Annotated in this window: 22 protein-coding genes; 18 read left to right on the forward strand and 4 right to left on the reverse strand. The window is 66.0% G+C overall.

Features of this window, described 5'->3' with window-relative positions:
• Nucleotides 1-13: 13 nt before the first annotated feature.
• From SZ55_RS11745 to SZ55_RS11755, 3 genes are read right to left on the reverse strand one after another with little or no spacing between them, the layout of a single operon-like run.
• Nucleotides 14-1,138 carry an ABC transporter permease gene (locus tag SZ55_RS11745; RefSeq protein WP_044405802.1) on the reverse strand — a complete coding sequence of 375 codons (1,125 nt, stop codon included), beginning with the start codon at nt 1,136-1,138 and terminating at the stop codon, nt 14-16.
• A gap of 1 nt (nt 1,139) precedes the next feature.
• Complete coding sequence (gene rbbA, locus SZ55_RS11750; RefSeq protein WP_044405803.1) at nt 1,140-3,866, reverse strand: ribosome-associated ATPase/putative transporter RbbA; 2,727 nt, start codon at nt 3,864-3,866, stop codon at nt 1,140-1,142.
• Nucleotides 3,866-4,936, reverse strand: coding sequence for an HlyD family secretion protein (locus SZ55_RS11755; protein WP_044405804.1), 1,071 nt, complete (start codon nt 4,934-4,936; stop codon nt 3,866-3,868). The genes rbbA and SZ55_RS11755 overlap by 1 nt, the downstream gene beginning before the upstream one ends.
• Nucleotides 4,937-5,117: 181 nt before the next feature.
• Between SZ55_RS11755 and SZ55_RS28450 the strand changes: the two genes are divergently transcribed.
• From SZ55_RS28450 to SZ55_RS11775, 5 genes are all read left to right on the forward strand, one after another.
• A complete protein-coding gene (locus tag SZ55_RS28450) occupies nt 5,118-5,294 on the forward strand; it encodes a hypothetical protein (protein ID WP_164707328.1) in 177 nt (58 codons plus the stop codon).
• A gap of 144 nt (nt 5,295-5,438) precedes the next feature.
• Entirely contained in the window at nt 5,439-6,020 is a 582-nt protein-coding gene (locus SZ55_RS11760) for a murein L,D-transpeptidase catalytic domain-containing protein (RefSeq protein WP_044405805.1), read from the forward strand.
• A 105-nt stretch (nt 6,021-6,125) separates the two neighbouring features.
• Nucleotides 6,126-8,135, forward strand: coding sequence for a PhoX family protein (locus tag SZ55_RS11765; RefSeq protein ID WP_044405806.1), 2,010 nt, complete (start codon nt 6,126-6,128; stop codon nt 8,133-8,135).
• A 104-nt stretch (nt 8,136-8,239) separates the two neighbouring features.
• The gene (locus tag SZ55_RS11770; protein WP_044405807.1) at nt 8,240-8,740 is read left to right on the forward strand and encodes a DUF4442 domain-containing protein; all 501 of its coding nucleotides are present in this window, start codon (nt 8,240-8,242) and stop codon (nt 8,738-8,740) included.
• A 34-nt stretch (nt 8,741-8,774) separates the two neighbouring features.
• Entirely contained in the window at nt 8,775-9,428 is a 654-nt protein-coding gene (locus SZ55_RS11775; protein WP_044405808.1) for a hypothetical protein, read from the forward strand.
• Between the two features lie 33 nt (nt 9,429-9,461).
• Here SZ55_RS11775 and SZ55_RS11780 read toward each other — a convergent pair whose 3' ends face one another.
• Nucleotides 9,462-10,856 (reverse strand): pectin acetylesterase-family hydrolase, encoded by a 1,395-nt coding sequence (locus SZ55_RS11780; protein ID WP_044405809.1) that lies wholly within the window; start codon nt 10,854-10,856, stop codon nt 9,462-9,464.
• A gap of 565 nt (nt 10,857-11,421) precedes the next feature.
• Here SZ55_RS11780 and SZ55_RS11785 point away from each other — a divergent pair.
• From SZ55_RS11785 to nuoN, 13 genes are all read left to right on the forward strand, one after another.
• Complete coding sequence (locus SZ55_RS11785; RefSeq protein WP_044405810.1) at nt 11,422-11,835, forward strand: NADH-quinone oxidoreductase subunit A; 414 nt, start codon at nt 11,422-11,424, stop codon at nt 11,833-11,835.
• A gap of 10 nt (nt 11,836-11,845) precedes the next feature.
• Nucleotides 11,846-12,523: a NuoB/complex I 20 kDa subunit family protein gene (locus tag SZ55_RS11790; protein WP_044405811.1), complete on the forward strand. Its 678-nt coding sequence runs from the start codon at nt 11,846-11,848 to the stop codon at nt 12,521-12,523.
• Nucleotides 12,524-12,585: 62 nt separating this feature from the next.
• Nucleotides 12,586-14,367 carry an NADH-quinone oxidoreductase subunit C/D gene (gene nuoC, locus SZ55_RS11795; protein ID WP_044405812.1) on the forward strand — a complete coding sequence of 594 codons (1,782 nt, stop codon included), beginning with the start codon at nt 12,586-12,588 and terminating at the stop codon, nt 14,365-14,367.
• A gap of 1 nt (nt 14,368) precedes the next feature.
• Entirely contained in the window at nt 14,369-14,860 is a 492-nt protein-coding gene (nuoE, locus tag SZ55_RS11800) for an NADH-quinone oxidoreductase subunit NuoE (RefSeq protein ID WP_044405814.1), read from the forward strand.
• Nucleotides 14,857-16,203 (forward strand): NADH-quinone oxidoreductase subunit NuoF, encoded by a 1,347-nt coding sequence (gene nuoF, locus SZ55_RS11805; protein ID WP_044405816.1) that lies wholly within the window; start codon nt 14,857-14,859, stop codon nt 16,201-16,203. Before nuoE ends, nuoF begins: the two co-directional genes overlap by 4 nt.
• A gap of 96 nt (nt 16,204-16,299) precedes the next feature.
• A complete protein-coding gene (nuoG, locus tag SZ55_RS11810; RefSeq protein WP_044405818.1) occupies nt 16,300-19,023 on the forward strand; it encodes an NADH-quinone oxidoreductase subunit NuoG in 2,724 nt (907 codons plus the stop codon).
• On the forward strand, nt 19,020-20,009 hold the full coding sequence (gene nuoH / locus SZ55_RS11815; protein WP_044405820.1) for an NADH-quinone oxidoreductase subunit NuoH: 990 nt from the start codon (nt 19,020-19,022) through the stop codon (nt 20,007-20,009). Before nuoG ends, nuoH begins: the two co-directional genes overlap by 4 nt.
• Before the next feature lie 10 nt (nt 20,010-20,019).
• Nucleotides 20,020-20,568 (forward strand): NADH-quinone oxidoreductase subunit NuoI, encoded by a 549-nt coding sequence (nuoI, locus tag SZ55_RS11820; RefSeq protein WP_044405822.1) that lies wholly within the window; start codon nt 20,020-20,022, stop codon nt 20,566-20,568.
• A gap of 11 nt (nt 20,569-20,579) precedes the next feature.
• Nucleotides 20,580-21,080 (forward strand): NADH-quinone oxidoreductase subunit J, encoded by a 501-nt coding sequence (gene nuoJ / locus SZ55_RS11825; protein WP_044405824.1) that lies wholly within the window; start codon nt 20,580-20,582, stop codon nt 21,078-21,080.
• A gap of 4 nt (nt 21,081-21,084) precedes the next feature.
• Nucleotides 21,085-21,393: an NADH-quinone oxidoreductase subunit NuoK gene (gene nuoK / locus SZ55_RS11830; RefSeq protein WP_044405825.1), complete on the forward strand. Its 309-nt coding sequence runs from the start codon at nt 21,085-21,087 to the stop codon at nt 21,391-21,393.
• Nucleotides 21,390-23,237 carry an NADH-quinone oxidoreductase subunit L gene (gene nuoL / locus SZ55_RS11835; RefSeq protein ID WP_044405827.1) on the forward strand — a complete coding sequence of 616 codons (1,848 nt, stop codon included), beginning with the start codon at nt 21,390-21,392 and terminating at the stop codon, nt 23,235-23,237. Before nuoK ends, nuoL begins: the two co-directional genes overlap by 4 nt.
• A gap of 25 nt (nt 23,238-23,262) precedes the next feature.
• Nucleotides 23,263-24,792: an NADH-quinone oxidoreductase subunit M gene (gene nuoM / locus SZ55_RS11840; RefSeq protein WP_044405829.1), complete on the forward strand. Its 1,530-nt coding sequence runs from the start codon at nt 23,263-23,265 to the stop codon at nt 24,790-24,792.
• Between the two features lie 20 nt (nt 24,793-24,812).
• On the forward strand, nt 24,813-26,288 hold the full coding sequence (nuoN, locus tag SZ55_RS11845) for an NADH-quinone oxidoreductase subunit NuoN (protein WP_044405831.1): 1,476 nt from the start codon (nt 24,813-24,815) through the stop codon (nt 26,286-26,288).
• Nucleotides 26,289-26,373 lie beyond the last annotated feature (85 nt).

Below are 26,373 nucleotides of genomic sequence, written 5' to 3' on the forward strand. Positions count from 1 at the left end.
CGCCAGGCCCGCATCAGGCCATCTGCGTGATGGTGGCGCGGAAGCGCCGCAGGGCGGCGAGGAAGAAGGCGCTGCCGATGGCGAGGATGGCGAGGAACTGCGGCCAGACGATGTCGAGGCCGGCGCCACGGTAGAGGATGCCCTGGGCCAGGGCGACGAAGTGGGTGGTGGGGGCGATCAGCATCACGTGCTGCACCAGCTCCGGCATGCTCTCGCGCGGGGTGGTGGCACCGGAGAGGATCTGCAGCGGCATCAGCACCAGGATGGTGAGCAACCCGAGCTGCGGCATGGAGCGGGCAACGGTGCCGAGGAAGATGCCCATGGAGGTGGTGGCGAACAGGTGCAGCGCGGCCCCTACCAGGAACAGCGACAGCGAGCCGCTGATGGGCACGGCCAGCCAGCCGCGTACCACGAACACCAGACTCAGCGCAGTGGCCACCAGCACCACCAGGCCCATGGACCAGACCTTGGCCAGCATGATCTCGAAGGCGGTGAGCGGCATCACCAGCAGGTGCTCGACGGTGCCGTGTTCGCGCTCGCGGATCAGCGCGGCGCCGGTGAGGATGATGGAGAGCATGGTGATCTGGTTGATCACCTCCATTACCCCGCCGAACCAGGCCTGGGTGAGGTTGGGGTTGAACAGGGTGCGCATCTCCAGTTCCACCGGCATGGCCTGCTGGCCCCGGTGCCGGGCGACGAATTCGTTGACCTCGGTGGAGATGATGTTCTGCACGTAGCCGGCGCCGCTGAAGGCCTGGCCGATCTGCGTGGCGTCGACGTTGAGCTGCACCACCGGGTTGCGCCCGGCAAGCACGTCGCGCTGGAAGTCCGGCGGGATGTCGAGGGTGAAGGTGTAGCGACCGGTGTCCATGCCACGGTCCATGCCGGCCTGGTCGATCAGCTCGGGCGTGCGGAAGTACGGCGGCTGGAAGGCATTGACCAGGCGGTTGGAGAGCTGCGAGCGGTCCTCGTCGACCACGGCGATGGGCGCGTGGTGGAGGGTTTCCGGCAGGCCGGTGGCGGAGCTGTAGACGCCCATGCTGAAGGCCCAGAGGATCAGCGCCAGCATCGCGTAGTCACGCTGCAGGCTGCGGAACTCCTTGAGCCCCAGTTGCAGGATGTTGCTCAGGCTGCCCATGTCAGACCTCCTGCTTCTTCAGCGACAGGACGCTGAGGCCGAGCAGCACGGGGATGGTGATCAGCAGGGGCACGAAGTAGCCGGCCAGGTCGCTGAACCCCAGGGCCTTGGAAAACACCCCGCGGCTGATGATGAGGAAGTGGGTGGCCGGATAGGCCTGCCCGACCAGGGCGGCCGCCCCCTCCAGGGACGACACCGGGTGGATCAGCCCGGAGAACTGGATCGCCGGGACCATGGTGGCGATGGCCACGCCGAACACGGCGGCGATCTGGCTGCGCATGAAGGTGGACAGCAGCAGGCCGAGCCCGGTGGCGGTGATGACGTAGCACAGCGCGGCCAGCACCAGGGTGACGAAGCTGCCCTTGAGGGACACCCCGAACACCACCACGGCCAGGGCCACCATGAGCAGGAAGTTGATCATGCCCATGGCGACGTAGGGCAGTTGCTTGCCAAGGAGGAACTCCAGGCGGGTGACCGGCGTGACGTAGAGGTTGGTGATCGAGCCCAGCTCCTTCTCGCGCACCACGCCGAGGGCGGTGAGCATGGCCGGGATCATGATCAGCAACAGCGGGATCACCGCCGGCACCATGGCTTCCAGGCTCTCCACGTCGGGGTTGTAGCGGTAGCGCACTTCGGTGGTGACTGCCGTGGTGTAGCCGCCGGAGGGCGAGCGCCGCGCCAGTTCGGCGAGGTACTCCAGGTGCAGGCCCTGCACGTAGCCCTTCACGGTGTTGGCGCGGGTGGGCATGGCACCGTCGACCCACACGCCGACGGTGGGCCGGGCGCCGCGCTTGAGGTCGCGACCGAAGCCCGGCGGGATCTCCACCGCCAGGCTCAGCTCGCCACTGCGCATGCGCCGGTCCAGTTCGGCGTAGTCGTGGATCGGTGCGCGCTCGATGAAATAGCGCGAGCCGGCCAGGTTGAGGGCATAGGTCTCGCTGGTGGTGGTCTGGTCGCGGTCGAGCACGGCATAGGAGAGGTCTTCGACATCCATGCTGATGCCGTAGCCGATGATGAACATCAGCAGCACGGTGCCCAGCAGCGCGAGGGTCAGGCGGATCGGGTCACGGCGCAGCTCCATGCTTTCGCGCCGGGCGTAGCTGAACAGGCGGGCGAAGCTGAAGCCCCGGTCCTTGCTCGCGCCCTCCCCGCCCTTTGCCAGCACCGGCGCGGCCTGGGGCGGCTGTCCGCTGATGCCGGCGGCCTCTTCGAGGTAGGCGATGAAGGTGGCTTCGAGGGTGGGCAGGTTGCGCTTGGCCATGAGGCCGGCGGGTGTGTCGCTGTCCAGCACGCGCCCGGCGTGCATGAGGGAGATGCGGTCGCAGCGCTCGGCTTCGTTCATGAAGTGGGTGGAGATGAAGATGGTGACGCCGTCGTTGCGCGAGAGGTCGATCATCAGCTCCCAGAAGCCGTCGCGGGCCACCGGGTCCACGCCGGAGGTGGGTTCATCGAGGATCAGCAGCTCGGGACCGTGGATCACCGCCACGGCCAGCGACAGGCGCTGGCGGATGCCCAGTGGCAGGCCTTCGGGCAGCTCGTCCTGCACGCCGTCGAGGTCGAAGCGCTGGAGCATTTCGTCCACCCGCGGGCCGATGCGCTCGGGCGGGAGGTGGAACAGCCGGGCGTGCAGTTCGAGGTTCTGCCGCACCGTCAGTTCGCCGTAGAGGGAGAAGGCCTGGGACATGTAGCCGACCCGCCGACGGGTGGCCAGGTCGCTGGCGTCGACATCCTGCCCGAACAGGGCGCAGCGCCCTTCGCTGGCCGGCAGCAGGCCGGTGAGCATCTTCATCGTGGTGGACTTGCCGCAGCCGTTGGAGCCGAGGAAGCCGAAGATCTCGCCGCGCTCGATGCGGAAGCTCACGCGGTCCACGGCGACGAAGTCACCGAAGCGGCAGGTGAGCCCTTCGGCTTCGATGGCGATCTCGCCGTTGCCGCGCTCGCGGGGCGGGATGCTCAGGCGGTGGTGGCCGCTGCGCTTCTCTTCGGGCAGCAGGGCGATGAAGGCTTCTTCGAGGGTGTCGCAGCCGGTGCGCTGGCGGATCTCGGCCGGGGTGCCGGTGGCGAGTACCCGGCCGGCGTCCATGGCCACCAGGCTGTCGAAGCGGTCCGCTTCTTCCATGTAGGCGGTGGCCACCAGCACGCTCATGCCTTCGCGGCCCTGGCGGATGCGCCCGATCAGTTCCCAGAACTGGTTGCGCGACAGCGGGTCGACGCCGGTGGTGGGCTCGTCGAGGATCAGCAGGTCGGGGTCGTGGATCAGCGCGCAGCACAGGCCGAGCTTCTGCTTCATGCCGCCGGAGAGCTTGCCGGCAGGCCGTTCGCGGAAGGGGTCGAGGCCGGTGCTGCGCAGCAGGTCGTCGATGCGCCGTTCGCGTTCGGCGCGGTCGTGGCCGAACAGGCGTCCGAAGAAGTCGACGTTCTCGAACACGGTGAGCGTCGGGTAGAGGTTCTTGCCCAGCCCCTGGGGCATGTAGGCGACCCGCTGGCAGATGGCGCGGCGGTGACGGGCCGAGCGCATGTCGCCGTCGAGCACGCGGATGCTGCCGTCCTGCATGCGCCGGGCGCCGGAGAGCAGCGCCAGGAGGCTGGACTTGCCGACGCCGTCAGGGCCGATCAGCCCGACCATGCAGTTGGCGGGGATGGCCAGGTCGACATCGTTCAGGGCGAAGGTGTCGCCGTAGCGCAGAGAGACCCCGCTCAGCTGCGCTACGTGGCTGACGGCCTCCATCAGGGCACCTTGATTTCGAGGTGCTCGGGCCAGGTGGCCGCTTCATCCAGCTTGAGGTAGGCCATGCCGGGTACGCCGGTCTTCACGGCGGTGATGTGCTGCTTGAGCAGCGCCGGGTCGATGCGGGCCTTGACGCGGAACACCAGTTTTTCGCGCTCGCTGGCGGTTTCCACGGTCTTGGGGGTGAACTGGGCGACGCTGGCGACGTAGGAGACCTTGGCGGGGATGACGTACTGCGGCACGGCGTCGATCACCAGTCGCACTTCGGAGCCGAGGGTGACGCGGCCGGCCTGGGGCGCGGGGAGGAAGAAGGTCATGTAGACGTCACCCAGGTCCACCAGGTTGAGCAGCTTGCCGCCGGCCCCCAGCACTTCGCCGGGCTGGGCGACGCGGTACTGCACGCGGCCGTCGCGCGGGGCCTTGAGCAGGCTGTCCTCGATGTCGGCCGCCAGGCGGGTGACGGAGGCGCGTGCGGCTTCGATGGCGGATTCGGCCTCGATCACCTGGGAACGGGCGGCTTCGATGCCGGCCTTGGCCGAGACCACCTGGGAGCGCGAGGCGGCCAGGGCAGCCTGGGCGCTCTGCATCACGGCGCGGTCATCGTCCAGTTGCTGTTGGGGCAAGGCATTGCGCTTGACCAGGGCCTCGGTACGGGTGAAGCGCTTGCTGGCGGCGGTCAGCTCGGCCTCGCGCTGGCCGACCACGGCTTCGGCGGTGGCCTGCTCGCTCTGCCGCTGGGCCACCAGGGCCTGGGCGGTGAGGCGGGCGTTCTCGGTCTGGCGCACCTGGGCTTCGGCCTGGGCGAGCTGGGCCTGGAGCACCTGGGTGTCCATGCGCGCAACCACCTGGCCGGTCTTAACGAAGTCGCCCTCGTCCACGAGGATTTCGGCCACGCGGCCGGCCAGCTTGGTGGCCACGTCCACTTCAGTGGCCTCGATGCGGCCATTGCCGCTGGCGAAGCCCTCTCCCAGGCCGACCGGGCGCAGCACCCACCAGGCGCCGGCGCCGAGCGCGGCGACCACGAGCGCGGTGACGATCCAGCCTCGAACCTGTTTGCTTGGCTGCTTCATTTTTCAGTCCATTTCCTTGTGATGGTGGGGATCATCCGATAACTCCACGGAAATCACCTTGATACAGGTCAGGGTGCCTCCGTCGAGGATGAGGGCGCTTCCAGCGACTTGCGATATGATGGCGCCCGGCCTGATCGGCCAGACTTTCCAGTGACCGGCGCCAAGGCGCCATGGACCTTGTATGAACGACACCCTTCAAGACACCGACGCCCCGGCCGCCCCCGAGACCAGCACCGAGGCGACCGAGAAAAAGCCGAAGCAGAACCTGCCCTGGTACCAGACCCTGAAAGGCCACGACCGTGGCCAGCGCCCCGGCATGCCGCCGCGCGGCTCGCGCCGCTCCATGGGCAAGCGCTGACGCTCCGTGCCCCACCGGCGACCCCTTGCGGGTCGCCTGGATGCGGCCTTCGATCCCTGGCTGGCCGCGTCGATACCTGTCCCTCATCTTGCGTCCTCCGTGACTCCGGGGTTTAGTGGCGGCTGCTCCAACGAGACCGCCCCCATGCGCCGATCCCTCGCCCTCTTCCTGCTGTTGCTCTCGCCTGTTGCCGCCCTGGCCGACGACTTGCGCCAGTGGGTGCCGGCGCGCGAACTGCCTGGAATCCTAGAGCGGCTTCGCCGCGATCACCACCCGCATTTCGCCGTCGTGGATTACGGCCAGCGCTCCAGCGAGCCACGCTTCCTGCTGTTCGAGCGGCGCAGCCACGCGCTGCTGGGGCGGTTTTGCGTGGCCCACGGGCGCGGCTCGGACGCGGATCACGATGGCTACGCGGAGCGTTTTTCCGATCGTCCAGGCAGCCTGGCGTCTTCACTCGGGGTGTTCCGCACGGCCGAGGTGTTCCAGAGCGAGGCCCCGGGCCACGGCCTCTCCATGCGCCTGGAGGGGCTGAGCCGCAGCAACCGCAATGCGATGGCGCGGGCCATCGTGGTGCATGCGCGGGACTACATGGAGCACGACTTCATCGAGGCCCACGGTGTGGCGGGCCGCAGCAACGGCTGCCTGGTGCTGGCCAGCGCCGACCGTGACCGGGTGATCCGCCAACTGCAGGGGGGTGCGCTGATCTTCGCCATCGGTCCGCGCTGACGATTCTGCGTACCGGCTCACGCTGCTGGATGGCGCTGTCATTTTCCGGTCGCTTTTGGGCTTTAGCGTCAGGTCTCCGTCGATTCGCCCGTATGGAGACATGCCTTGAACCACGAAAACAACGACACCGCCGTGCTGTTCGGCAACGGCGACGAGCTGCCCAGCAACGGCTCGGACAACCTGCACATCAATGACCTGATTGCCGGCCTGAAGCGCCGTGAGGTGCTGGCCGGTGGCGCCACCCTGGGCGCCCTTGCCTTCCTTGGCGTGAGCCTGCCCGGCCAGGCCCAGGCCACCGAGATCGAGGCCGAGGCACGCGGCCTGGGCTTCCCCTTCCGCCCGCGCAAGCGCCTGGGCTTCGAGGGCATTCCCACCGGCCGCGCCGACACCGTGACGGTGCCGCCGGGCTACAAGGCCACTGCGTTCATTCCGTGGGGTACGCCCATCACCGGCCGCTACCCGGCCTTCGCCGATGACGCCAGCAACAGCGCCCAGGACCAGGCCGAGCAGACCGGCATGCACCACGACGGCATGCACTTCTTCCCCATCGATGCCCGCCACGGCATCGGCGCGCGCTCGGACCACGGCCTGCTGGTGCTGAACCACGAGTACATCGACGCGCCGCTGCTGCACCCGAACGGCCCGACCGTGGTGAACGGCAAGCGCACCAGCGCCGAGGAGGTCCGCAAGGAGATCAACGCCCATGGCGTGTCGGTGGTGGAGATCCGCCGTGACGTGCGCGGCGAGTGGAATGTAGTGCCCAGCCCGCGCAACCGCCGCATCACCGCGGCGACGCCGATGCGCATCAGCGGCCCGGCACGCGGCCACGCGCTGATGCAGACCCGCTACAGCCCGGACGGCACCCAGTCGCGCGGTACCCAGAACAACTGCTCCAATGGTTTCACCCCCTGGGGCACCTACCTGACCTGCGAGGAGAACTGGGCCGGCTACTTCGCCACCCGCGACGCCGACCTGCCCCGCGAACTGAAGCGCTATGGCCTGCGCAACACCAGCCGCTTCGGCTGGGAAACGCTGGCGGGCGATGAATTCGAGCGCTTCGACGCGACCCGCAAGGCCGCCGATGCCAAGGGCGACTACCGCAACGAGCCGAACCAGTTCGGTTGGATCGTGGAGATCGACCCGTTCGACCCCACTTCCACTCCGGTCAAACGCACGGCCCTGGGCCGTTTTGCCCACGAGGGCCTGATCTTCGCGCCGGTGAAGCCAGGGCGCCGGGTGGTCTGCTACTCCGGCGACGATTCGCAGAACGAGTACATCTACAAGTACGTCAGCCGCGACACCTTCCGCCCGGGCAAGCGCAACCATCGCCTGCTGGACGACGGCACGCTCTACGTGGCGCGCTTCAACGCCGATGGCAGCGGCCAGTGGCTGGCCCTGGACATCAACGACCCGGCCTTCCAGCAGGCCTGCCAGAAGGCCGGCGTGACCTTCGCCGACCAGGGCGATGTGCTGGTGAACACCCGCCTGGCTGCCGACACCGTGGGTGCGACCAAGATGGACCGCCCGGAATGGGGCGCGGTGAACCCGGACAACGGCGAGGTGTACTTCACCCTGACCAACAACACCGCGCGCACCACGCCGGACGCACCCAACCCGCGCCCGAACAATGCCTACGGCCACATCATCCGCTGGCGCGAGCAGAGCCGTGACTACGCAGGCGCACGCTTCAACTGGAACCTGTTCCTGCTGGCCGGCCCGCAGAGCGACAGCCGTGGCCCGAACGGCCAGCCGCTGGACGCCGGCACCATCCTCGCCAGCCCGGACGGGTTGTGGTTCGACGAGGACGGCCGCCTGTGGATCCAGACCGACATGAGCGGCAGCCAGCTGGCATCCGGCCCGTTCGGCAACAACCAGATGCTGGTGGCGGACCCGCGCACCGGGGAGATGAAGCGCTTCCTGGTGGGACCGCTGGGCGCGGAGATCACCGGGATCACGGCGACGCCGGACTTCCGCACGCTGTTCGTCAACATCCAGCACCCGGGCGAGGGCTCGACCCCGACCAACCTGACCAGCACCTGGCCGGACGGCCCGGGCCGCCGGCCGCGCTCGGCGACGGTGGTGATCACCCGGGAAGACCGTCGGCGCATCCTCTGACCCCTCCGCCACTGGCCGAACTGCCAGGGCACTCCGACCGGCCAGCAATGGCCGGTCCCTTTTGACACTGGGAGACTGGCGGCTCACTCACCACGAGCCTCGCCATGCCGACCAACCGCCTCGCCAAAGCCACCTGGCTGATCACCCGCCTCCCTGCTGCACTGCACACACCCTTGCTGAGCCTGCTGATCGGCAGCCAGGTGAAGTTCGCCGGCACCGGGCGCATCCGCGTCCACCACCTGGGCCGCGACCGGGCGGTGATGAGCCTGGCCAATCGCAAGCGCGTGCAGAACCACATCGGCGGGGTGCACGCCGCTGCCATGGCGCTGCTGGCGGAGTCGGCGACGGGCATCCTGGTGGGCATGAGCGTGCCGGACACCCGCATTCCGCTGATCCGTACCCTGCACGTGGATTACCTGCGGCGGGCGAGTGGCGGCCTCAGGGCCGAGGCGCGGCTTTCACCCGAGCAATTGCGCCAGATCGAAGACGAGGAAAAGGGCGAGGTGACCGTGGAGGTGCGCGTGACCGACGAGAGCGGTGCCGAGCCGATCCGCTGCCAGATGGTCTGGGCCTGGGTGCCGCGTAGGAAGGATCGCGTCGACTAAGCTTCCCGGCATTTCACACCATGCAGGAGGCACGATGCCCAACAAGACACTGCTGCTGAGCGCCATCGCGCTCGCCATTACGACGGCCAGCGCCACCCTCTATTGGCGCCTGCAAGCGGATACCGAGGCAGTTGCTCCCGTTGCAGCGGCACCAACCGCCAGCGCCCCCGCAACAGCCCGCTCCGAACAGTCTGGCGAGCAACCACCAAAAGCAGAGACAGAGACCAAGCCAGCCGTGGACCCGGCACTGGTGGATGCCTACTCCAAACGCCTGGCGTTCGACAGCGAGTACCGGGGCTTCTTCGACAAGGCCTCCCAGTTGTCGGAGGCGGAACGGGAGGCGGAAGCCGAGCGGTTGCGCAAGGGGCTTGAAGAGCGCGAGGCACGAGGCGATCTGGCAGCGAGCGAGTCGCTGATGCTGCAGATCGCGCTGATCCAGGCGACAGAGAGCGATCCGGAGGAGCAGAAGAGCCGCGCAAACGCCCTGCTCAGCCGCTACCAGGCAGCCAGCGAGGCCCGAGAAAAGGCCCTGGCGCAGCAGCCTTCACCGCAGTTCAAACGCTACAAGCAGGATGAGAAACGCATCGTCGAGGAAGTGATGGCGTTGGAGGCGATACCGGATGGCCTGTCCCGCAACGAGTACCTGCGCCAGCGACTGCAGGAAGCCCGGGAGCAGGCCTATCGGTGAGGTGACCGGGGCGCGCAAGGCGCCCCGGCGGGTTCAGAGCAGTTTGTTGATGGCGTCGTAGATCAGGTTGTTGGGCTTGGCTCGGTCCGCCGAATCGCTGAGCTCGGAGGCGTCCAGCACCGGACCTTGGCCATTGAGCACGTTGTCGATGAAGTGGCTGAGTTCCAGACCCTGCTCCTGGATATCGCCGTTGGCGAAGTCGACGATGGTGGTGCAGTGGCTCTCGTTAAGGGCCCGGTACTGCGGGAAGTAGCCCCCGAAGTTCGGCAGGTTGGCCAGGGTGTCGCGCAGGCGCGCGGTGTCCACCTGCCACTTGGCCTTGATCAGCGCCTCCTTGGTGGCCTTGTCCGCAGCATTGGCGATTTCTGGGTAGAACCGCTCATAGGAATAGGACGAGTAGTTCAGGTCCTGCCAGAAGTGCGTATGACCCAGGCGGTCCCCTGGGAAGTTGGCTGCCAGGGCCGGGTAGAGGCTGCCCAGGTTGGAGAGACTCACGCCCGGCAGGCGCGACTGCAGGAACTGCAGCGGCCCCTGGTCAAGCCCCCAGGCGCTGCGGATGAGGTTCTGCAGTGGCAGCGAGGGGTAGGTCTGGCTGTCGCCGCCCACGGCAGCACTGAAGACCGGCCCGGAGTCGTCGATCAGGAAGCCGCGATCAGGCGCGAGGTCCTGGCGAAGCACCGAGTGACTGATCAGGCTGCCCGCACCGCCGGCACTGCAGCCGGTGGACAGCATCTGGCCGGGGCGCTCCAGGTTGTCCTTCAGCCAGCCGAGCACTGCCCGGCCGTTGCGCAAGCCGTTGTGGTGCCAGACCAGGGGAGGCTTCTTCCCACTCGGATCGTCATAGACCGCTACCTTGTCGCCGGCATAGAGGTCACCGGTGCAATAGGGGATGTAGACGATGTTCCAGCCTTGGGTCTTCACCCGGGAGTACGGGTGGAGGCGCACGACGAAGGGGCTGACCAGGCTGGCTTGGGGGTTCGCCAGCTTCATGTAGTCATCCGGAATGCCATTGGGGTTGCGCGCGCCGCGGATGCCGGCCTGGCCGGAACAGCTGGCGTAGTCCCAGCAGGCGCCGCCGCCTTCCATGTAGATCAGGGTGTTGCTGGTGTTCGGCATCCGGTTGACGAAGAACTTGTAGGGTGAGCCGTCACCGCATACCGCCCCGGTCTCCGGTGCAAGCTGGACGGTCTGCCAGGCGAAGTAGGCCGTCGGCGTGAAGCCGGACCTGAAACCGGCCGGGTTGGCCAGCATCGGGTAGGGGCCAACGCGCTGCTCGGCCCGCACGGGGTTATCAGCCTTGGGCGGAGAGGTCAGGTTGAGAAGTGTCTTCCAGGCACCGTAGTCACCGAGTTCAGCGTGGGCTTGGAAGGTTGGCAACAGGCAGGACAACAAGATGATGCTGCAGCGCAGGCGCGTAGCGAGCCTCATGGGCAGTTCCCTCTTTTCTTGATGTTTTGATGAGACCACCAAGCCCGGAAAGGCCGAGGACATGGGGGTCCGATTGACCCCCTGAGTACCGCCGGGAAACAGGGGAAACGCTCTGAAAAAGCGCAGCTGGTACGCTAGTACAGCATTCAGAGTGCCTCAATAAGCCGCTGCCAGAATTATTCGGGATAGAAACCGCTACCTTTGTAGTAGTTGGCGCTAATGCACCGGTAACTTTTAGTCGCCTCTGTAGGATTAATTAGGTAGTGATTAAATATTCTCCAGTCAAACGAGAATGAATATCAACTACAGGCCATCTAACTTGCCGCTGCGGCATAGCGACGCAATCCGACCAAGGCCTAACAAAAAACTGAAACCCGCGGCCCATCTGGCTTTCATAGCAGTACAAGGTCCTTTTACTGCCCTCGGAGTTAATTTTTCGACCTGAAAAATTTACTTGTTCCCCCTTACGGGCATAAAATTGTTCGAATAGATTGCCGGGTGCTTCTGCTCCGGCATAACCCTAATAACACGAGTGAACGCCGTTCCTTGTAGAAGGAGTTCGGGCATGTCGGAAGCCACTGCCATCCTGTCCCATAACTGGGGTTTCGCTGTTTTCCTGCTGGGCGTCTTCGGCCTGATCGCATTCATGCTCGGCGTCTCAGCCCTCCTCGGTAGCCGCGCCTTCGGCCGCGCCAAGAACGACCCCTTCGAATCCGGGATGCTCCCCACCGGCAGCGCCCGCCTCCGCCTCTCCGCCAAGTTCTATCTGGTCGCGATGCTCTTCGTGATCTTCGACGTCGAAGCCCTCTTTCTCTTCGCATGGGCCGTATCTGTTCGCGAAAGCGGATGGGCCGGGCTCATCGAGGCCACCATTTTCATAGCAATTCTGTTGGCAGGTCTTGCCTATCTCTGGCGCATCGGAGCCCTCGACTGGGCCCCCGAAGGTCGTCGTAATCGGCAGGCGAAGCTAAAACAATGAGGCTTTGGCAATGCAATACAAACTTACTCGGATCGATCCGACTGCTCCCAACGAGCAGTACCCGATCGGCGAGCGGGAGGTCGTCACTGACCCTCTGCTAGAAGATCAGGTCCACAAGAACATCTTCATGGGCAAGCTCGAGGATGTTCTGAGCAACGCGGTCAACTGGGGTCGCAAGAACTCCCTGTGGCCGTACAACTTCGGTCTGTCGTGCTGCTACGTGGAGATGACCACCGCCTTCACCGCGCCCCACGACATCGCCCGCTTCGGTGCCGAAGTCATTCGTGCATCACCCCGCCAGGCTGACTTCATGGTCATCGCCGGCACCTGCTTCATCAAGATGGCGCCGATCATCCAGCGCCTCTATGAGCAGATGCTGGAGCCCAAGTGGGTGATCTCGATGGGCTCGTGCGCCAATTCCGGTGGCATGTACGACATCTACTCGGTGGTCCAGGGTGTGGACAAATTCCTCCCCGTGGACGTGTACATCCCTGGCTGCCCTCCCCGCCCGGAGGCATTCCTGCAAGGCCTCATGCTGCTGCAGGAATCCATCGGCCAGGAGCGCCGCCCGCTTTCCTGGGTCGTCGGCGACCAAGGCATCTACCGTGCCGAAATGCCGTCGCAGAAGGAACAGCGCCGCGAACAGCGTATTCAGGTCACCAACCTGCGCAGCCCCGACGAAGTCTGATACGGGTCTTTCCACGAGAAAGCCCGTTTCACTCTGTACGTTGACCGAAAGCGACCGAGACCATGACTGCAGACACCGTTCTGTCTATTCCGCCTTACAAGGCTGACGACCAAGATGTCGTCGTTGAGCTGAACTCCCGCTTCGGCGCCGAGAGCTTCACCATCCAGGCAACCCGCACCGGCATGCCGGTGATCTGGGTCCCCCGCGAAAAACTCGTCGAAGTACTGACCTTCCTGCGCAACGCCCCCCGCCCCTTCGTCATGCTGTACGACCTGCATGGCGTCGACGAGCGTCTGCGCACCCAGCGCCGCGGCCTGCCGGGCGCCGACTTCACGGTGTTCTACCACCTGATCTCGCTGGAACGTAATAGTGACGTGATGATCAAGGTCGCCTTGTCCGAGGGCGACCTCAACCTGCCCAGCGTCACCCGGATCTGGCCCAACGCCAACTGGTACGAACGCGAGGTCTGGGACCTCTACGGCATCACCTTCACCGGGCACCCGCACCTGACCCGCATCATGATGCCGCCGACCTGGCAGGGTCACCCGCTGCGCAAGGACTACCCGGCGCGCGCCACCGAATTCGACCCCTTCAGCCTCACGCTGGCCAAGCAGCAGCTCGAGGAAGAAGCCGCCCGCTTCAACCCCGAGGACTGGGGCATGAAGCGCCAGGGCGAGAACGAGGACTACATGTTCCTCAACCTCGGCCCCAACCACCCCTCCGCCCACGGTGCCTTCCGCATCGTGCTGCAGCTGGACGGTGAAGAGATCGTCGACTGCGTCCCGGACATCGGTTACCACCACCGTGGCGCCGAGAAGATGGCCGAGCGCCAGTCCTGGCACAGCTTCATCCCCTACACCGACCGCATCGACTACCTCGGCGGGGTGATGAACAACCTGCCGTACGTACTGGCCGTCGAGAAGCTCGCCGGCATTCAGGTACCGCAGAAAGTCGACACCATTCGCATCATGCTGGCGGAGTTCTTCCGCATCACCAGCCACCTGCTGTTCCTGGGCACCTACATCCAGGACGTGGGCGCCATGACCCCGGTGTTCTTCACCTTCACCGACCGCCAACGTGCCTACAAGGTGATCGAAGCCATCACCGGCTTCCGCCTGCATCCGGCCTGGTACCGCATCGGCGGTGTCGCCCATGACCTGCCGCGCGGCTGGGACAAGCTGGTCAAGGAATTCGTCGATTGGCTGCCCAAGCGCCTGGACGAGTACACCAAGGCCGCACTGCAGAACAGCATCCTCAAAGGCCGGACCATCGGCGTTGCGCAGTACAACACCAAGGAAGCCCTGGAATGGGGCACCACCGGTGCCGGCCTGCGCGCCACCGGTTGTGACTTCGACCTGCGCAAGGCCCGCCCCTACTCCGGCTACGAGAACTTCGAATTCGAAGTCCCGCTGGCCCACAACGGCGACGCCTACGACCGCTGCATGGTCCGCGTGGAAGAGATGCGCCAGAGCATCCGCATCATCGACCAGTGCCTGAAGAACATGCCGGAAGGCCCGTACAAGGCCGACCACCCGCTGACCACGCCGCCGCCGAAAGAGCGCACGCTGCAGCACATCGAAACCCTGATCACCCACTTCCTGCAGGTTTCCTGGGGTCCGGTCATGCCGGCCAACGAAGCCTTCCAGATGATCGAGGCGACCAAGGGCATCAACAGCTACTACCTGACGAGCGATGGCAGCACCATGAGCTACCGCACCCGGATCCGGACGCCCAGCTTCGCCCACCTGCAGCAGATCCCCTCGGTGATCCGCGGCAGCATGGTGGCCGACCTGATCGCCTACCTGGGCAGTATCGACTTCGTTATGGCTGACGTGGACCGCTGACATGAGCATTATCCAGACCGACCGTTTCGTCCTCAGCGAAACCGAACGCTCGGCCATCGAGCACGAGATGCACCACTACGAGGACCCGCGCGCGGCGTCCATCGAAGCCCTCAAGATCGTCCAGAAGGAGCGCGGCTGGGTGCCGGACGGCGCTGCCGACGCCATCGGCGAGATCCTCGGCATCCCTGCCAGCGACGTCGAAGGCGTTGCCACCTTCTACAGCCAGATCTTCCGCCAGCCGGTCGGCCGCCACGTGATCCGTGTGTGCGACAGCATGACCTGCTTCATCGGTGGCCATGAATCCGTGCTGGGCCGTATCCAGGAACAGCTCGGCATCGGCCTTGGCCAGACCACCGCCGACAACCGCTTCACCCTGCTGCCGGTGTGCTGCCTCGGCAACTGCGACAAGGCACCGGCCCTGATGATCGATGACGACACCTACGGCAACGTCAGCGCCGACGGCGTCTCGCAACTGCTGGAGGCCTATCAATGAAGACCCTCACCTCCATCGGTCCGTCGAACCGCATCCAGCGCAGCGCGGAAACCCACCCGCTGACCTGGCGCCTGCGTGACGACGCCCAGCCCGTCTGGCTGGAGGAATACCAGCAGAAGAACGGCTATGCCGCCGCGCGCAAGGCACTGGGCGAGATGGCCCAGGCCGACATCGTCCAGCAGGTCAAGGACTCCGGCCTCAAGGGCCGTGGTGGCGCAGGCTTCCCCACCGGCGTGAAGTGGGGCCTGATGCCTGCCGACGAATCCATGAACATCCGCTACCTGCTGTGCAACGCGGATGAAATGGAGCCCAACACCTGGAAGGACCGCCTGCTGATGGAGCAACTGCCCCACCTGCTGGTGGAAGGCATGCTGATCAGCGCCCGCGCGCTCAAGGCCTACCGTGGCTACATCTTCCTGCGTGGCGAGTACGTCGACGCGGCGCGCAACCTCAACCGCGCCATCGACGAAGCCAAGGCCGCCGGCCTGCTGGGCAAGAACATCCTCGGGTCGGGCTTCGACTTCGAGCTGTTCGTCCACACGGGCGCCGGCCGCTACATCTGCGGTGAAGAAACCGCGCTGATCAACTCCCTCGAAGGGCGCCGCGCCAACCCGCGCGCCAAGCCGCCCTTCCCCGCCGCCGTCGGCGTCTGGGGCAAGCCCACCTGCGTCAACAACGTCGAGACCCTGTGCAACGTCCCGGCGATCGTTGCCAACGGCGTGGACTGGTACAAATCCCTCGCCCGTCCGGGCAGCGAAGACATGGGCACCAAGCTCATGGGCTTCTCCGGCAAGGTGAAGAACCCCGGCCTCTGGGAGCTGCCCTTCGGCGTCAGCGCCCGCGAGCTGTTCGAGGACTACGCTGGCGGCATGCGCGACGGCTTCAAGCTGAAAGCCTGGCAGCCCGGCGGTGCCGGCACCGGTTTCCTGCTGCCCGAGCACCTGGATGCCTCCATGTACGCCGCCGGCATCGCCAAGGTCGGCACCCGCATGGGCACCGGCCTGGCACTCGCCGTGGACGACAGCATCAACATGGTCTCGCTGCTGCGCAACATGGAAGAGTTCTTCGCCCGCGAGTCCTGCGGCTGGTGCACCCCCTGCCGGGATGGCCTGCCCTGGAGCGTCAAGGTCCTGCGCGCCCTCGAACGTGGCGAAGGACAGGCCGGCGACCTCGAGACCCTCGAGGGCCTGGTGAACTTCCTCGGCCCAGGCAAGACCTTCTGCGCCCACGCACCGGGTGCCGTCGAGCCACTGGGTAGCGCACTGAAGTATTTCCGACCGGAGTTCGAGGCAGGCATTGCCCGCAACGCACCGGCGAACCGACCCGAAGTGGTCGGCGCATAAGAGCCAGTTCCGACGGTTGGCGGCCGCCACAAGCGGCCCCGATCGCAACCAGATTCCATTAGCCAAGCCCGGTAACGGGCAGATGAAGACTGAACCATGGCCACTATCCACGTAGACGGCAAGACGCTCGAAGTCGATGGTGCAGACAACCTCCTGCAGGCCTGTCTGTCACTCGGACTCGACATCCCCTACTTCTGCTGGCACCCGGCGCTCGGTAGCGTCGGCGCCTGCCGCCAGTGCGCGGTCAAGCAGTACACCGACGAGAACGACAAACGCGGTCGCCTCGTCATGTCCTGCATGACCCCTGCCACTGACAACACCTGGATCTCCATCGAAGACGAAGAGGCGAAGCAGTTCCGCGCCAGCGTCGTCGAATGGCTGATGACCAACCACCCGCACGACTGCCCCGTGTGCGAGGAAGGCGGTCACTGCCACCTGCAGGACATGACGGTGATGACCGGCCACAACGCCCGTCGCTACCGCTTCACCAAGCGCACCCACCAGAACCAGGAACTCGGCCCGTTCATCGCCCACGAGATGAACCGCTGCATCGCCTGCTACCGCTGCGTGCGCTACTACAAGGACTACGCCGGTGGCACCGACCTGGGCGTCTACGGCGCCCACGACAACGTCTACTTCGGCCGCGTCGAGAACGGCACGCTGGAGAGCGAATTCTCCGGCAACCTCGTCGAGGTCTGCCCCACGGGCGTGTTCACCGACAAGACCCACTCCGAGCGCTACAACCGCAAGTGGGACATGCAGTTCGCCCCGAGCATCTGCCACGGCTGCTCCAGCGGCTGCAACATCAGCCCCGGTGAGCGCTACGGCGAGATCCGCCGCATCGAGAACCGCTTCAACGGCTCGGTGAACCACTACTTCCTCTGCGACCGAGGCCGCTTCGGCTACGGCTACGTCAACCGCGAAGACCGTCCCCGCCAGCCGCTGCTGGCAGGTGCTCCGCTGAGCATCGACGCAGCGCTGGACAAGGCTGCCGAACTGCTCAAGGGCAAGCGCGTCATCGGCATCGGTTCACCCCGCGCCAGCCTGGAAAGCAACTTCGCCCTGCGTGAGCTGGTGGGCGAGGCCAACTACTACTCCGGCATCGCCGCCGGTGAGCTGGCCAACATCCGCCTGATCCGCGACGTGCTGCAGAACGGCCCGCTGCCGGTGCCGACCCTGCGCGAGATCGAAGACCACGACGCCGTCTTCGTCCTCGGCGAAGACCTCACCCAGACCGCTGCACGCGTGGCACTCGCCCTGCGCCAGGCAGTGAAGGGCAAGGCCACCGAGATCGCAGCCTCGATGAAGATCCAGGACTGGCATATGGCAGCCGTGCAGAACGTCGCCCAGCACGCCCTGAACCCGCTGTTCATCGCCAGTGTCACCGAGACCCGCCTCGACGACGTCGCCACCGAAAGCGTGCATGCCGCCCCGGCTGACCTGGCCCGTATCGGCTTCGCCGTGGCCCACGCCATCGACCCGAACGCACCCGCCGTGGACGGGCTGGAGGCCGAGGCCCGCGAGCTGGTCCAGCGCATTGCCGATGCCCTGCTGGCCGCCAAGCGCCCGCTGATCGTCTCCGGTGCTTCCCTGGGCGAAAAAGCCCTCATCGAAGCCGCCGCGAACATCGCCAGCGCCCTGAAGAACCGCGAGAAGAATGGCTCCATCAGCCTGGTGGTACCGGAAGCCAACAGCATGGGCCTGGCCCTGCTCCTGGGTGAAGAGCTCGGTGGGAAATCCGTGGACGCCGCCCTGGAAGCCCTCACCTCCGGCCAGGCCGACGCGGTCGTCATCCTCGAGAACGACCTCTACCGCCGTGCCGACACCGCCAAGGTGGACGCTGCCCTGGCCGCGGCCAAGGCCGTGATCGTCGCCGATCACCAGCAGACCGCCACCACCGAGCGCGCCCACCTCGTGCTGCCGGCCGCCTCCTTCGCCGAAGGCGACGGCACCCTGGTCAGCCAGGAAGGTCGTGCCCAGCGCTTCTTCCAGGTGTTCGAGCCGAGCTACTACGACGCCAACATCCTCGTTCGCGAGGGCTGGCGCTGGCTGCACGCCCTGCACAGCACCCTGCAAGGCAAGCCGGTCGACTGGACCCAGCTGGACCAGGTCACCAGCGCCTGCGCCGAGACCTCCCCGCTGCTCGCCGGCATCCGCGATGCCGCCCCGAGCGCCTCGTTCCGCATCAAGGGCCTCAAGCTCGCACGCGAACCGCACCGCTACAGCGGCCGCACCGCCATGCGCGCCAACATCAGCGTGCACGAGCCCCGCCAACCGCAGGACCAGGACTCCCCGTTCGCCTTCTCCATGGAAGGCTACGCCGGCAGTGCCGAGCCCCGCCAGCAGATCCCGTTCGCCTGGTCCCCAGGCTGGAACTCGCCCCAGGCCTGGAACAAGTTCCAGGACGAAGTGGGCGGCCACCTACGTGCCGGTGATCCGGGCGTACGCCTGATCGAAGCCAAGGGCAATGTCCTGCCCTGGTTCGCCGTCGCCGCGCCGTTCAACCCGGCGCAAGGCACCTGGCAGGTCGTCCCGCTGCATCACCTGTTCGGCAGCGAGGAGAACTCCTCCCGCGCCGCGCCGATCCAGGCACGCATTCCCGAGGCCTACGTGGCCCTGGCCAAGGATGAGGCGGACCGCCTCGGCGTGAACGATGGCGCGCAACTGACCGTACGGGTCAACGGCCAGGCCCTGCGCCTGCCGCTGCAAGTACGCGAAGAGCTGGCCGTCGGCCTGGTGGGCCTGCCCGCCGGTCTGCCGGGCATGCCGGCCGCGCTGGCTGGTGCCACCGTCACCCTGCTGCAGGAGGCCGCGCAATGAGCTGGCTCACTCCCGAGCTGATCGACATCGTCATCGCGGTGGTCAAGGCCGTGGTGATCCTGCTTGCCGTGGTCATCTGCGGCGCCCTGCTCAGCTTCATCGAGCGGCGCCTGCTGGGCTGGTGGCAGGACCGCTACGGTCCCAACCGCGTCGGCCCGTTCGGCATGTTCCAGATCGCCGCCGACATGCTGAAGATGTTCTTCAAGGAAGACTGGACCCCGCCGTTCGCCGACAAGATGATCTTCACCCTCGCTCCGGTGATCGCCATGAGCGCCCTGCTCATCGCCTTCGCCGTGGTGCCGATCACTCCCACCTGGGGCGTCGCCGACCTGAACATCGGCATCCTGTTCTTCTTCGCCATGGCTGGGATCACCGTCTACGCGGTGCTCTTCGCCGGCTGGTCGAGCAACAACAAGTTCGCCCTGCTCGGCAGCCTGCGCGCCTCGGCCCAGACCGTCTCCTACGAGGTGTTCCTGGCGCTGTCGCTGATGGGCATCGTCGCCCAGGTCGGCTCGTTCAACCTGCGCGACATCGTCGAATACCAGGCCCAGCACCTGTGGTTCATCATTCCGCAGTTCTTCGGCTTCTGTACCTTCTTCATCGCCGGCGTCGCCGTGACCCACCGTCACCCCTTCGACCAGCCGGAAGCGGAACAGGAACTGGCCGACGGCTACCACATCGAGTACGCCGGCATGAAATGGGGCATGTTCTTCGTCGGCGAGTACATCGGCATCGTGCTGGTGTCCGCGCTGCTGGTGACCCTGTTCTTCGGCGGCTGGCACGGTCCGTTCGGCATCCTGCCGCAGATCCCGTTCATCTGGTTCGCCCTGAAGACCGCCTTCTTCATCATGCTGTTCATCCTGCTCCGCGCGTCGATCCCGCGTCCGCGCTATGACCAGGTGATGGCCTTCAGCTGGAAGTTCTGCCTCCCGCTGACCCTGATCAACCTGCTGGTGACCGGCGCCGTCGTGCTCGCGGCCCAGTAAGGAGAAGCCCATGATCAAGTACATCTATGACGTGGTAGCCGGCACCTTCACCCAGCTTCGCAGCCTGGTGATGGTGTTCTCCCACGGCTTTCGCAAGCGTGACACCCTGCAATACCCCGAAGAACCCGTGTACCTGCCGCCACGCTACCGTGGCCGCATCGTGCTGACCCGCGACCCCGACGGCGAAGAGCGCTGCGTGGCCTGCAACCTGTGCGCCGTGGCCTGCCCGGTCGGCTGCATCTCGCTGCAGAAGGCCGAGACCGAAGACGGCCGCTGGTACCCCGAGTTCTTCCGCATCAACTTCTCCCGCTGCATCTTCTGCGGCCTGTGCGAAGAAGCCTGTCCCACCACCGCGATCCAGCTGACGCCGGATTTCGAGATGGGCGAGTACAAGCGCCAGGACCTGGTCTACGAGAAGGAAGACCTGCTGATCTCCGGCCCCGGCAAGAATCCGGACTACAACTTCTATCGCGTGGCGGGCATGGCCATTGCCGGCAAACCGAAAGGTGCCGCGCAGAACGAGGCCGAGCCGATCAACGTGAAGAGCCTGCTGCCCTAAGGAGACGTTGCGTGGAATTCGCTTTCTATTTCGCTGCCGGCGTCGCCGTGGTGTCCACCCTGCGGGTGATCACCAACACCAATCCGGTGCATGCCCTGCTCTACCTCATCGTCTCGCTGCTGTCGGTGTCGATGTGCTTCTTCGCCCTGGGTGCGCCCTTCGCCGGCGCCCTGGAGATCATCGTCTACGCGGGCGCCATCATGGTGCTGTTCGTCTTCGTGGTGATGATGCTCAACCTCGGCCCGGCCGTGGTGGAGCAGGAACGCAAGTGGCTCACGCCCGGGATCTGGGTCAGCCCTGCCGCCCTCTCCTTCGCCCTGCTCGCCGAGCTGCTGTACGTGCTGTTCAGCCAGCAGAGCGGCGCTGCCATCGGCCACACCACCGTGGACGCGAAAGCCGTCGGCATCAGCCTGTTCGGCCCCTACCTGCTGGCCGTGGAGCTCGCCTCCATGCTGCTGCTGGCGGCACTGGTCGCGGCCTACCACCTCGGCCGCCACGAAGCGAAGGAGTAATGCCATGAGTGCAATCCCACTGGAACACGGGCTCGCCGTCGCCGGCATCCTCTTCGCCCTCGGGCTCGCCGGCCTGATGGTGCGCCGTAACATCCTCTTCGTCCTGATGAGCCTGGAAGTCATGATGAACTCGGCCGCCCTGGCCTTCGTGGTCGCCGGTGCCCGCTGGGCCCAGGCCGACGGCCAGATCATGTTCATTCTGGTGATCACCCTCGCAGCCGCCGAGGCCAGCATCGGCCTGGCGATCCTGCTGCAGCTGTATCGCCGCTTCCACACCCTCGATATCGACGCTGCCAGCGAGATGCGCGGATGAACCTTCTATTCCTGACCTTCCTGTTCCCGCTGCTCGGCTGGTTCGTCCTGTCGTTCTCTCGCGGGCGTCTCTCCGAAAACGCCTCCGCCGTGATCGGCGTCGGCTCCGTCGGCCTCTCTGCCCTCACGGCGGCCTGGGTCATCTGGCAGTTCCACGTGTCGCCGCCGGAAGGCGGTGTCTACACCCAGGTGCTCTGGCAGTGGATGAGCGTGAACAACTTCGCGCCCAGCTTCACGCTCTACCTGGACGGCCTCTCGGTCACCATGCTCGGCGTGGTCACCGGCGTCGGCTTCCTGATCCACCTGTTCGCCTCCTGGTACATGCGCGGTGAAGAGGGCTACTCGCGCTTCTTCTCGTACACCAACCTGTTCATCACCAGCATGCTGTTCCTGGTGCTGGGCGATAACCTGCTGTTCCTGTACTTCGGCTGGGAAGGCGTGGGCCTCTGCTCCTACCTGCTGATCGGCTTCTACTACAGCAACCCGAACAACGGTAACGCCGCGCTCAAGGCCTTCATCGTCACCCGCATCGGCGACGTGTTCATGGCCATCGGCCTGTTCATCCTGTTCATGCACCTCGGCACCCTGAACATCCAGGAGCTGATGAAGCTGGCACCCGAGAAGTACGTGGCCGGTGACAGCTGGCTGTGGTTCGCCACCCTGATGCTGCTGGGTGGCGCAGTGGGCAAATCCGCCCAGCTGCCGCTGCAGACCTGGCTGGCCGACGCCATGGCCGGCCCGACCCCGGTTTCCGCACTGATCCACGCGGCCACCATGGTCACCGCGGGCGTCTACCTGATCGCCCGGACCCACGGCCTGTTCCTGCTCACCCCTGAGATCCTCGAACTGGTGGGCATCGTCGGTGGCGTCACCCTGGTGCTGGCCGGCTTCGCCGCGCTGGTGCAGACCGACATCAAGCGCATCCTCGCCTACTCCACCATGAGCCAGATCGGCTACATGTTCCTCGCCCTGGGCGTGGGGGCATGGGACGCGGCGATCTTCCACCTGATGACCCACGCCTTCTTCAAGGCCCTGCTGTTCCTTGCCTCCGGTGCGGTGATCAACGCCTGCCACCACGAGCAGAACATCTTCAAGATGGGCGGCCTGTGGAAGAAGCTCCCCCTCGCCTACGCCAGCTTCATCGTCGGCGGCGCGGCCCTGGCGGCACTGCCCCTGGTCACCGCGGGCTTCTACTCCAAGGACGAGATCCTCTGGGAAGCCTTCGCCAGCGGTCACCAGTGGCTGCTCTACGCAGGCCTGGCCGGTGCCTTCCTGACCTCGATCTACACCTTCCGCCTGATCTTCATCGCCTTCCACGGCGAAGCGAAGACCGAGGCCCATGCCGGCCACGGTGTGGCCCACTGGCTGCCGCTGTCGGTGCTGATCGTGTTGTCCACCTTCATCGGTGCGCTGATCACCCCGCCGCTGGCCGGCGTGCTGCCGCAGAGCGTCGGCCATGCCGGTGGCGAAGCCAAGCACAGCCTGGAAATCGCCTCGGGCGCCATCGCCCTGGCGGGCATCCTGCTGGCCGCCCTGCTCTTCCTCGGCAAGCGTCGCTTCGTCAGCGCCGTCGCCCAGAGTGCACCGGGCCGCTTCCTCGGGGCCTGGTGGTACGCCGCCTGGGGCTTCGACTGGCTCTACGACAAGCTGTTCGTCAAGCCCTACCTGCTGGCCACCCGCCTGCTGGGCAACGACCCGATCGACTCCGGCATCGGCCTGATCCCGCGCCTCGTTCGTGGCGGCAACGGCATGCTGAGCAGCAGCCAGACCGGCCAGCTGCGCTGGTACGCGGTCTCCCTGGTGGGTGGTGCCGTGCTGGTGCTCGGCGCCGTGCTGCTGACCTGAATCTTCTTAAGGAATTGAGCCCGTCATGATTCTGCCCTGGCTAATCCTGATTCCCTTCATCGGCGGCCTGCTGTGCTGGCAAGGTGAGCGCTTCGGCACCACCCTGCCTCGCTGGATTGCGCTGCTGACCATGTCCCTGCTGTTCGGCCTCGGCCTCTGGCTGTGGGCCACCGGCGACTTCACCCTGGCCCCTGCCCCGGGTGCCGATCCGGTCTGGGCGCACGAGTTCAAGGTCAACTGGATCGAGCGCTTCGGCATCACCATCCACCTCGCGATGGATGGCCTGTCGGTGCTGATGGTGACCCTCACCGGCCTGCTCGGCGTGCTGTCCGTGCTGTGCTCCTGGAACGAGATCCAGAACCGCGTCGGCTTCTTCCACCTCAACCTGATGTGGATCCTCGGCGGCGTGGTCGGCGTGTTCCTGGCCGTCGACCTGTTCCTGTTCTTCTTCTTCTGGGAAATGATGCTGGTGCCGATGTACTTCCTCATCGCGCTCTGGGGTCACAGCGGCAGCAAGGGCAAGACCCGCATCTATGCCGCCACCAAGTTCTTCATCTTCACCCAGGCCAGTGGTCTGGTGATGCTGGTGGCGATCCTCGGCCTGGTGCTGGTGCACTACAACGCCACCGGCGTGCTGACCTTCAACTACGCCGACCTGCTGAAGACGCCGCTCACGCCCACTGCCGAGTACCTGCTGATGCTGGGCTTCTTCATCGCCTTCGCGGTGAAGTTCCCGGTGGTGCCGTTCCACTCCTGGCTGCCGGACGCCCACGCCCAGGCGCCCACCGCGGGCTCCGTGGACCTGGCCGGCATCCTGCTGAAGACCGCTGCCTACGGCCTGATGCGCTTCGCCCTGCCGCTGTTCCCCAACGCCTCGGCCGAGTTCGCACCCATCGCCCACTGGCTCGGCGTGTTCGCCATCGTCTACGGCGCCCTGCTCTCCTTCGCACAGACCGACATCAAGCGCCTGGTGGCCTTCTCCAGCGTCTCGCACATGGGCTTCGTGCTGATCGCCATCTACTCCGGCAGCCAGATCGCGCTGCAGGGTGCAGTGGTGCAGATGATGGCCCACGGCCTGTCGGCCGCCGCGCTGTTCATCCTCTGTGGCCAGCTGTACGAGCGCCTGCACACCCGTGACATGCGTCAGATGGGTGGCATCTGGAGCCGCATGCCCTACCTGCCGGCCATCAGCCTGTTCTTCGCCGCCGCCGCCCTCGGCCTGCCCGGCACCGGCAACTTCGTGGGTGAGTTCCTGATCCTCCTGGGCTCCTTCGAGAAGGCCATGTGGGTGACCATCATCGCCGCCACCGGCCTGGTGTTCGGCTCTGTCTACTCGCTGATCATGATCCACCGCGCCCACTTCGGTGCCGCCAAGTCCGACGCTCCGCTGCAGGGCCTCAAGCCCCGCGAACTGATCATGGTGCTCGGCCTCGCCGCGCTGCTGATCCTCCTGGGCGTCTACCCGCAACCGGTGCTGGACACCTCCGCTGCCAGCATGCACGGCGTGCATCAGTGGCTGGATGCAGCCTTCACCCAACTCGCCTCGGCCCGGTAGCTGTCATGGAACATCACGCTGTGGAATTCACGACTCAACACCTGATCGCCCTGCTGCCGCTGCTGGTTGCCTGCGCCACTGTCGTCGCAGTGATGCTGGCCGTGGCCTGGAAGCGTAACCACACCCTCACCTTCGGCCTGTCGGTGGTCGGCCTCAACGCCGCCCTGCTGGCCATCATCCCGGCGCTGGGCGTCACCCCCATCGAGGTGACCCCGCTGCTGAAGGTCGACACCTTCGGCTGCTACTACATGGCGCTGGTACTAGCCTCCACCCTGGCGTGCGTCACCCTGATCCACGCCTACCTGGGCGGTAACACCGGCCAGGGCTACCCGGGCAACCGCGAGGAGATGTACCTGCTGATCCTCCTGTCCGCCTGCGGTGGCATGGTGCTGGTCACCGCGCAGCACATGGCCGGCCTGTTCATCGGTCTGGAGCTGCTGTCGGTTCCGGTCTACGGCATGGTGGCGTACGCCTTCTTCAACAAGCGTTCGCTGGAAGCCGGCATCAAGTACATGGTGCTTTCGGCCGCCGGTTCCGCCTTCCTGCTGTTCGGCATGGCCCTGCTCTACGCCGACGCCGGCACCCTGAGCTTCGCCGGCATCGGCGCCAAGTTCTCCGGCCAGGGCGTGCCCGGTGGTCTGGTGCAACTGGGCATCGGCATGATGCTGGTCGGCCTGGCGTTCAAGCTGTCCCTGGTGCCCTTCCACCTCTGGACGCCGGACGTCTACGAAGGCTCTCCGGCACCGGTGTCGGCCTTCCTGGCCACCGCCAGCAAGGTCGCCGTGTTCGCCGTGCTGGTTCGCCTTTACCAGATCTCCCCGGCCACTGCCGGTGGCTGGCTGAACGACCTGCTGGCCGCCATCGCCGTCGCCTCGATCCTGTTCGGCAACCTGCTGGCCCTGCTGCAAAGCAACATCAAGCGCCTGCTGGGCTACTCCTCCATCGCCCACTTCGGCTACCTGCTGATCGCTCTGATCGCCACCAAGGGCATGGCCGTGGAGGCCATCGGCGTCTACCTGGCCACCTACGTGCTGACCAGCCTGGGTGCGTTCGGTGTGGTGACCCTGATGTCCACACCCTACAACGGCCGTGACTGCGACGCCCTGTACGAATACCGCGGCCTGTTCTGGCGCCGTCCGTACCTGACTGCCGTGCTCACCGTGATGATGCTGTCGCTCGCCGGCATTCCGCTCACTGCGGGCTTCATCGGCAAGTTCTTCGTCATCGCCGCCGGTGTCGAATCCCACCTCTGGCTGCTGCTGGGCGTGATGATCCTGGGCAGCGCCATCGGCGTGTTCTATTACCTGCGGGTCATGGTCACGCTGTTCCTGGTGGAGCCGAACCTGCGTCGTCACGACGCCGACCTGCACTGGGCCCAGCGCGCCGGCGGCATCATGCTGCTGATCGTCGCCCTGCTCACCTTCGTGCTCGGCGTCTACCCGCAGCCGCTGCTGGACCTGGTCCAGCACTCCAGCCTGGTCGCACTCGGCCACTGAGTGCCCCACGGCAGCAACGAAGAAGCCCGGCGAATGCCGGGCTTTTTCATGGCCGTTCACTTCGGGGTCCCCTCCCCTTCCGCCT

It is taken from the genome of Pseudomonas sp. FeS53a, from assembly GCF_000931385.1.
Taxonomy (GTDB): domain Bacteria; phylum Pseudomonadota; class Gammaproteobacteria; order Pseudomonadales; family Pseudomonadaceae; genus Metapseudomonas; species Metapseudomonas otitidis.

Bases quoted from the DNA above. Each gene is read 5' to 3' on its own strand.
- SZ55_RS11745 (WP_044405802.1), bottom strand. From the start codon at position 1,138: ATGGGCAGCCTGAGCAACATCCTGCAACTGGGGCTCAAGGAGTTCCGC.
- rbbA (WP_044405803.1), bottom strand. From the start codon at position 3,866: ATGGAGGCCGTCAGCCACGTAGCGCAGCTGAGCGGGGTCTCTCTGCGC.
- SZ55_RS11755 (WP_044405804.1), bottom strand. From the start codon at position 4,936: ATGAAGCAGCCAAGCAAACAGGTTCGAGGCTGGATCGTCACCGCGCTC.
- SZ55_RS28450 (WP_164707328.1), top strand. From the start codon at position 5,118: ATGAACGACACCCTTCAAGACACCGACGCCCCGGCCGCCCCCGAGACC.
- SZ55_RS11760 (WP_044405805.1), top strand. From the start codon at position 5,439: ATGCGCCGATCCCTCGCCCTCTTCCTGCTGTTGCTCTCGCCTGTTGCC.
- SZ55_RS11770 (WP_044405807.1), top strand. From the start codon at position 8,240: ATGCCGACCAACCGCCTCGCCAAAGCCACCTGGCTGATCACCCGCCTC.
- SZ55_RS11775 (WP_044405808.1), top strand. From the start codon at position 8,775: ATGCCCAACAAGACACTGCTGCTGAGCGCCATCGCGCTCGCCATTACG.
- SZ55_RS11780 (WP_044405809.1), bottom strand. From the start codon at position 10,856: ATGAGGCTCGCTACGCGCCTGCGCTGCAGCATCATCTTGTTGTCCTGC.
- SZ55_RS11785 (WP_044405810.1), top strand. From the start codon at position 11,422: ATGTCGGAAGCCACTGCCATCCTGTCCCATAACTGGGGTTTCGCTGTT.
- SZ55_RS11790 (WP_044405811.1), top strand. From the start codon at position 11,846: ATGCAATACAAACTTACTCGGATCGATCCGACTGCTCCCAACGAGCAG.
- nuoC (WP_044405812.1), top strand. From the start codon at position 12,586: ATGACTGCAGACACCGTTCTGTCTATTCCGCCTTACAAGGCTGACGAC.
- nuoE (WP_044405814.1), top strand. From the start codon at position 14,369: ATGAGCATTATCCAGACCGACCGTTTCGTCCTCAGCGAAACCGAACGC.
- nuoF (WP_044405816.1), top strand. From the start codon at position 14,857: ATGAAGACCCTCACCTCCATCGGTCCGTCGAACCGCATCCAGCGCAGC.
- nuoG (WP_044405818.1), top strand. From the start codon at position 16,300: ATGGCCACTATCCACGTAGACGGCAAGACGCTCGAAGTCGATGGTGCA.
- nuoH (WP_044405820.1), top strand. From the start codon at position 19,020: ATGAGCTGGCTCACTCCCGAGCTGATCGACATCGTCATCGCGGTGGTC.
- nuoI (WP_044405822.1), top strand. From the start codon at position 20,020: ATGATCAAGTACATCTATGACGTGGTAGCCGGCACCTTCACCCAGCTT.
- nuoK (WP_044405825.1), top strand. From the start codon at position 21,085: ATGAGTGCAATCCCACTGGAACACGGGCTCGCCGTCGCCGGCATCCTC.
- nuoL (WP_044405827.1), top strand. From the start codon at position 21,390: ATGAACCTTCTATTCCTGACCTTCCTGTTCCCGCTGCTCGGCTGGTTC.
- nuoM (WP_044405829.1), top strand. From the start codon at position 23,263: ATGATTCTGCCCTGGCTAATCCTGATTCCCTTCATCGGCGGCCTGCTG.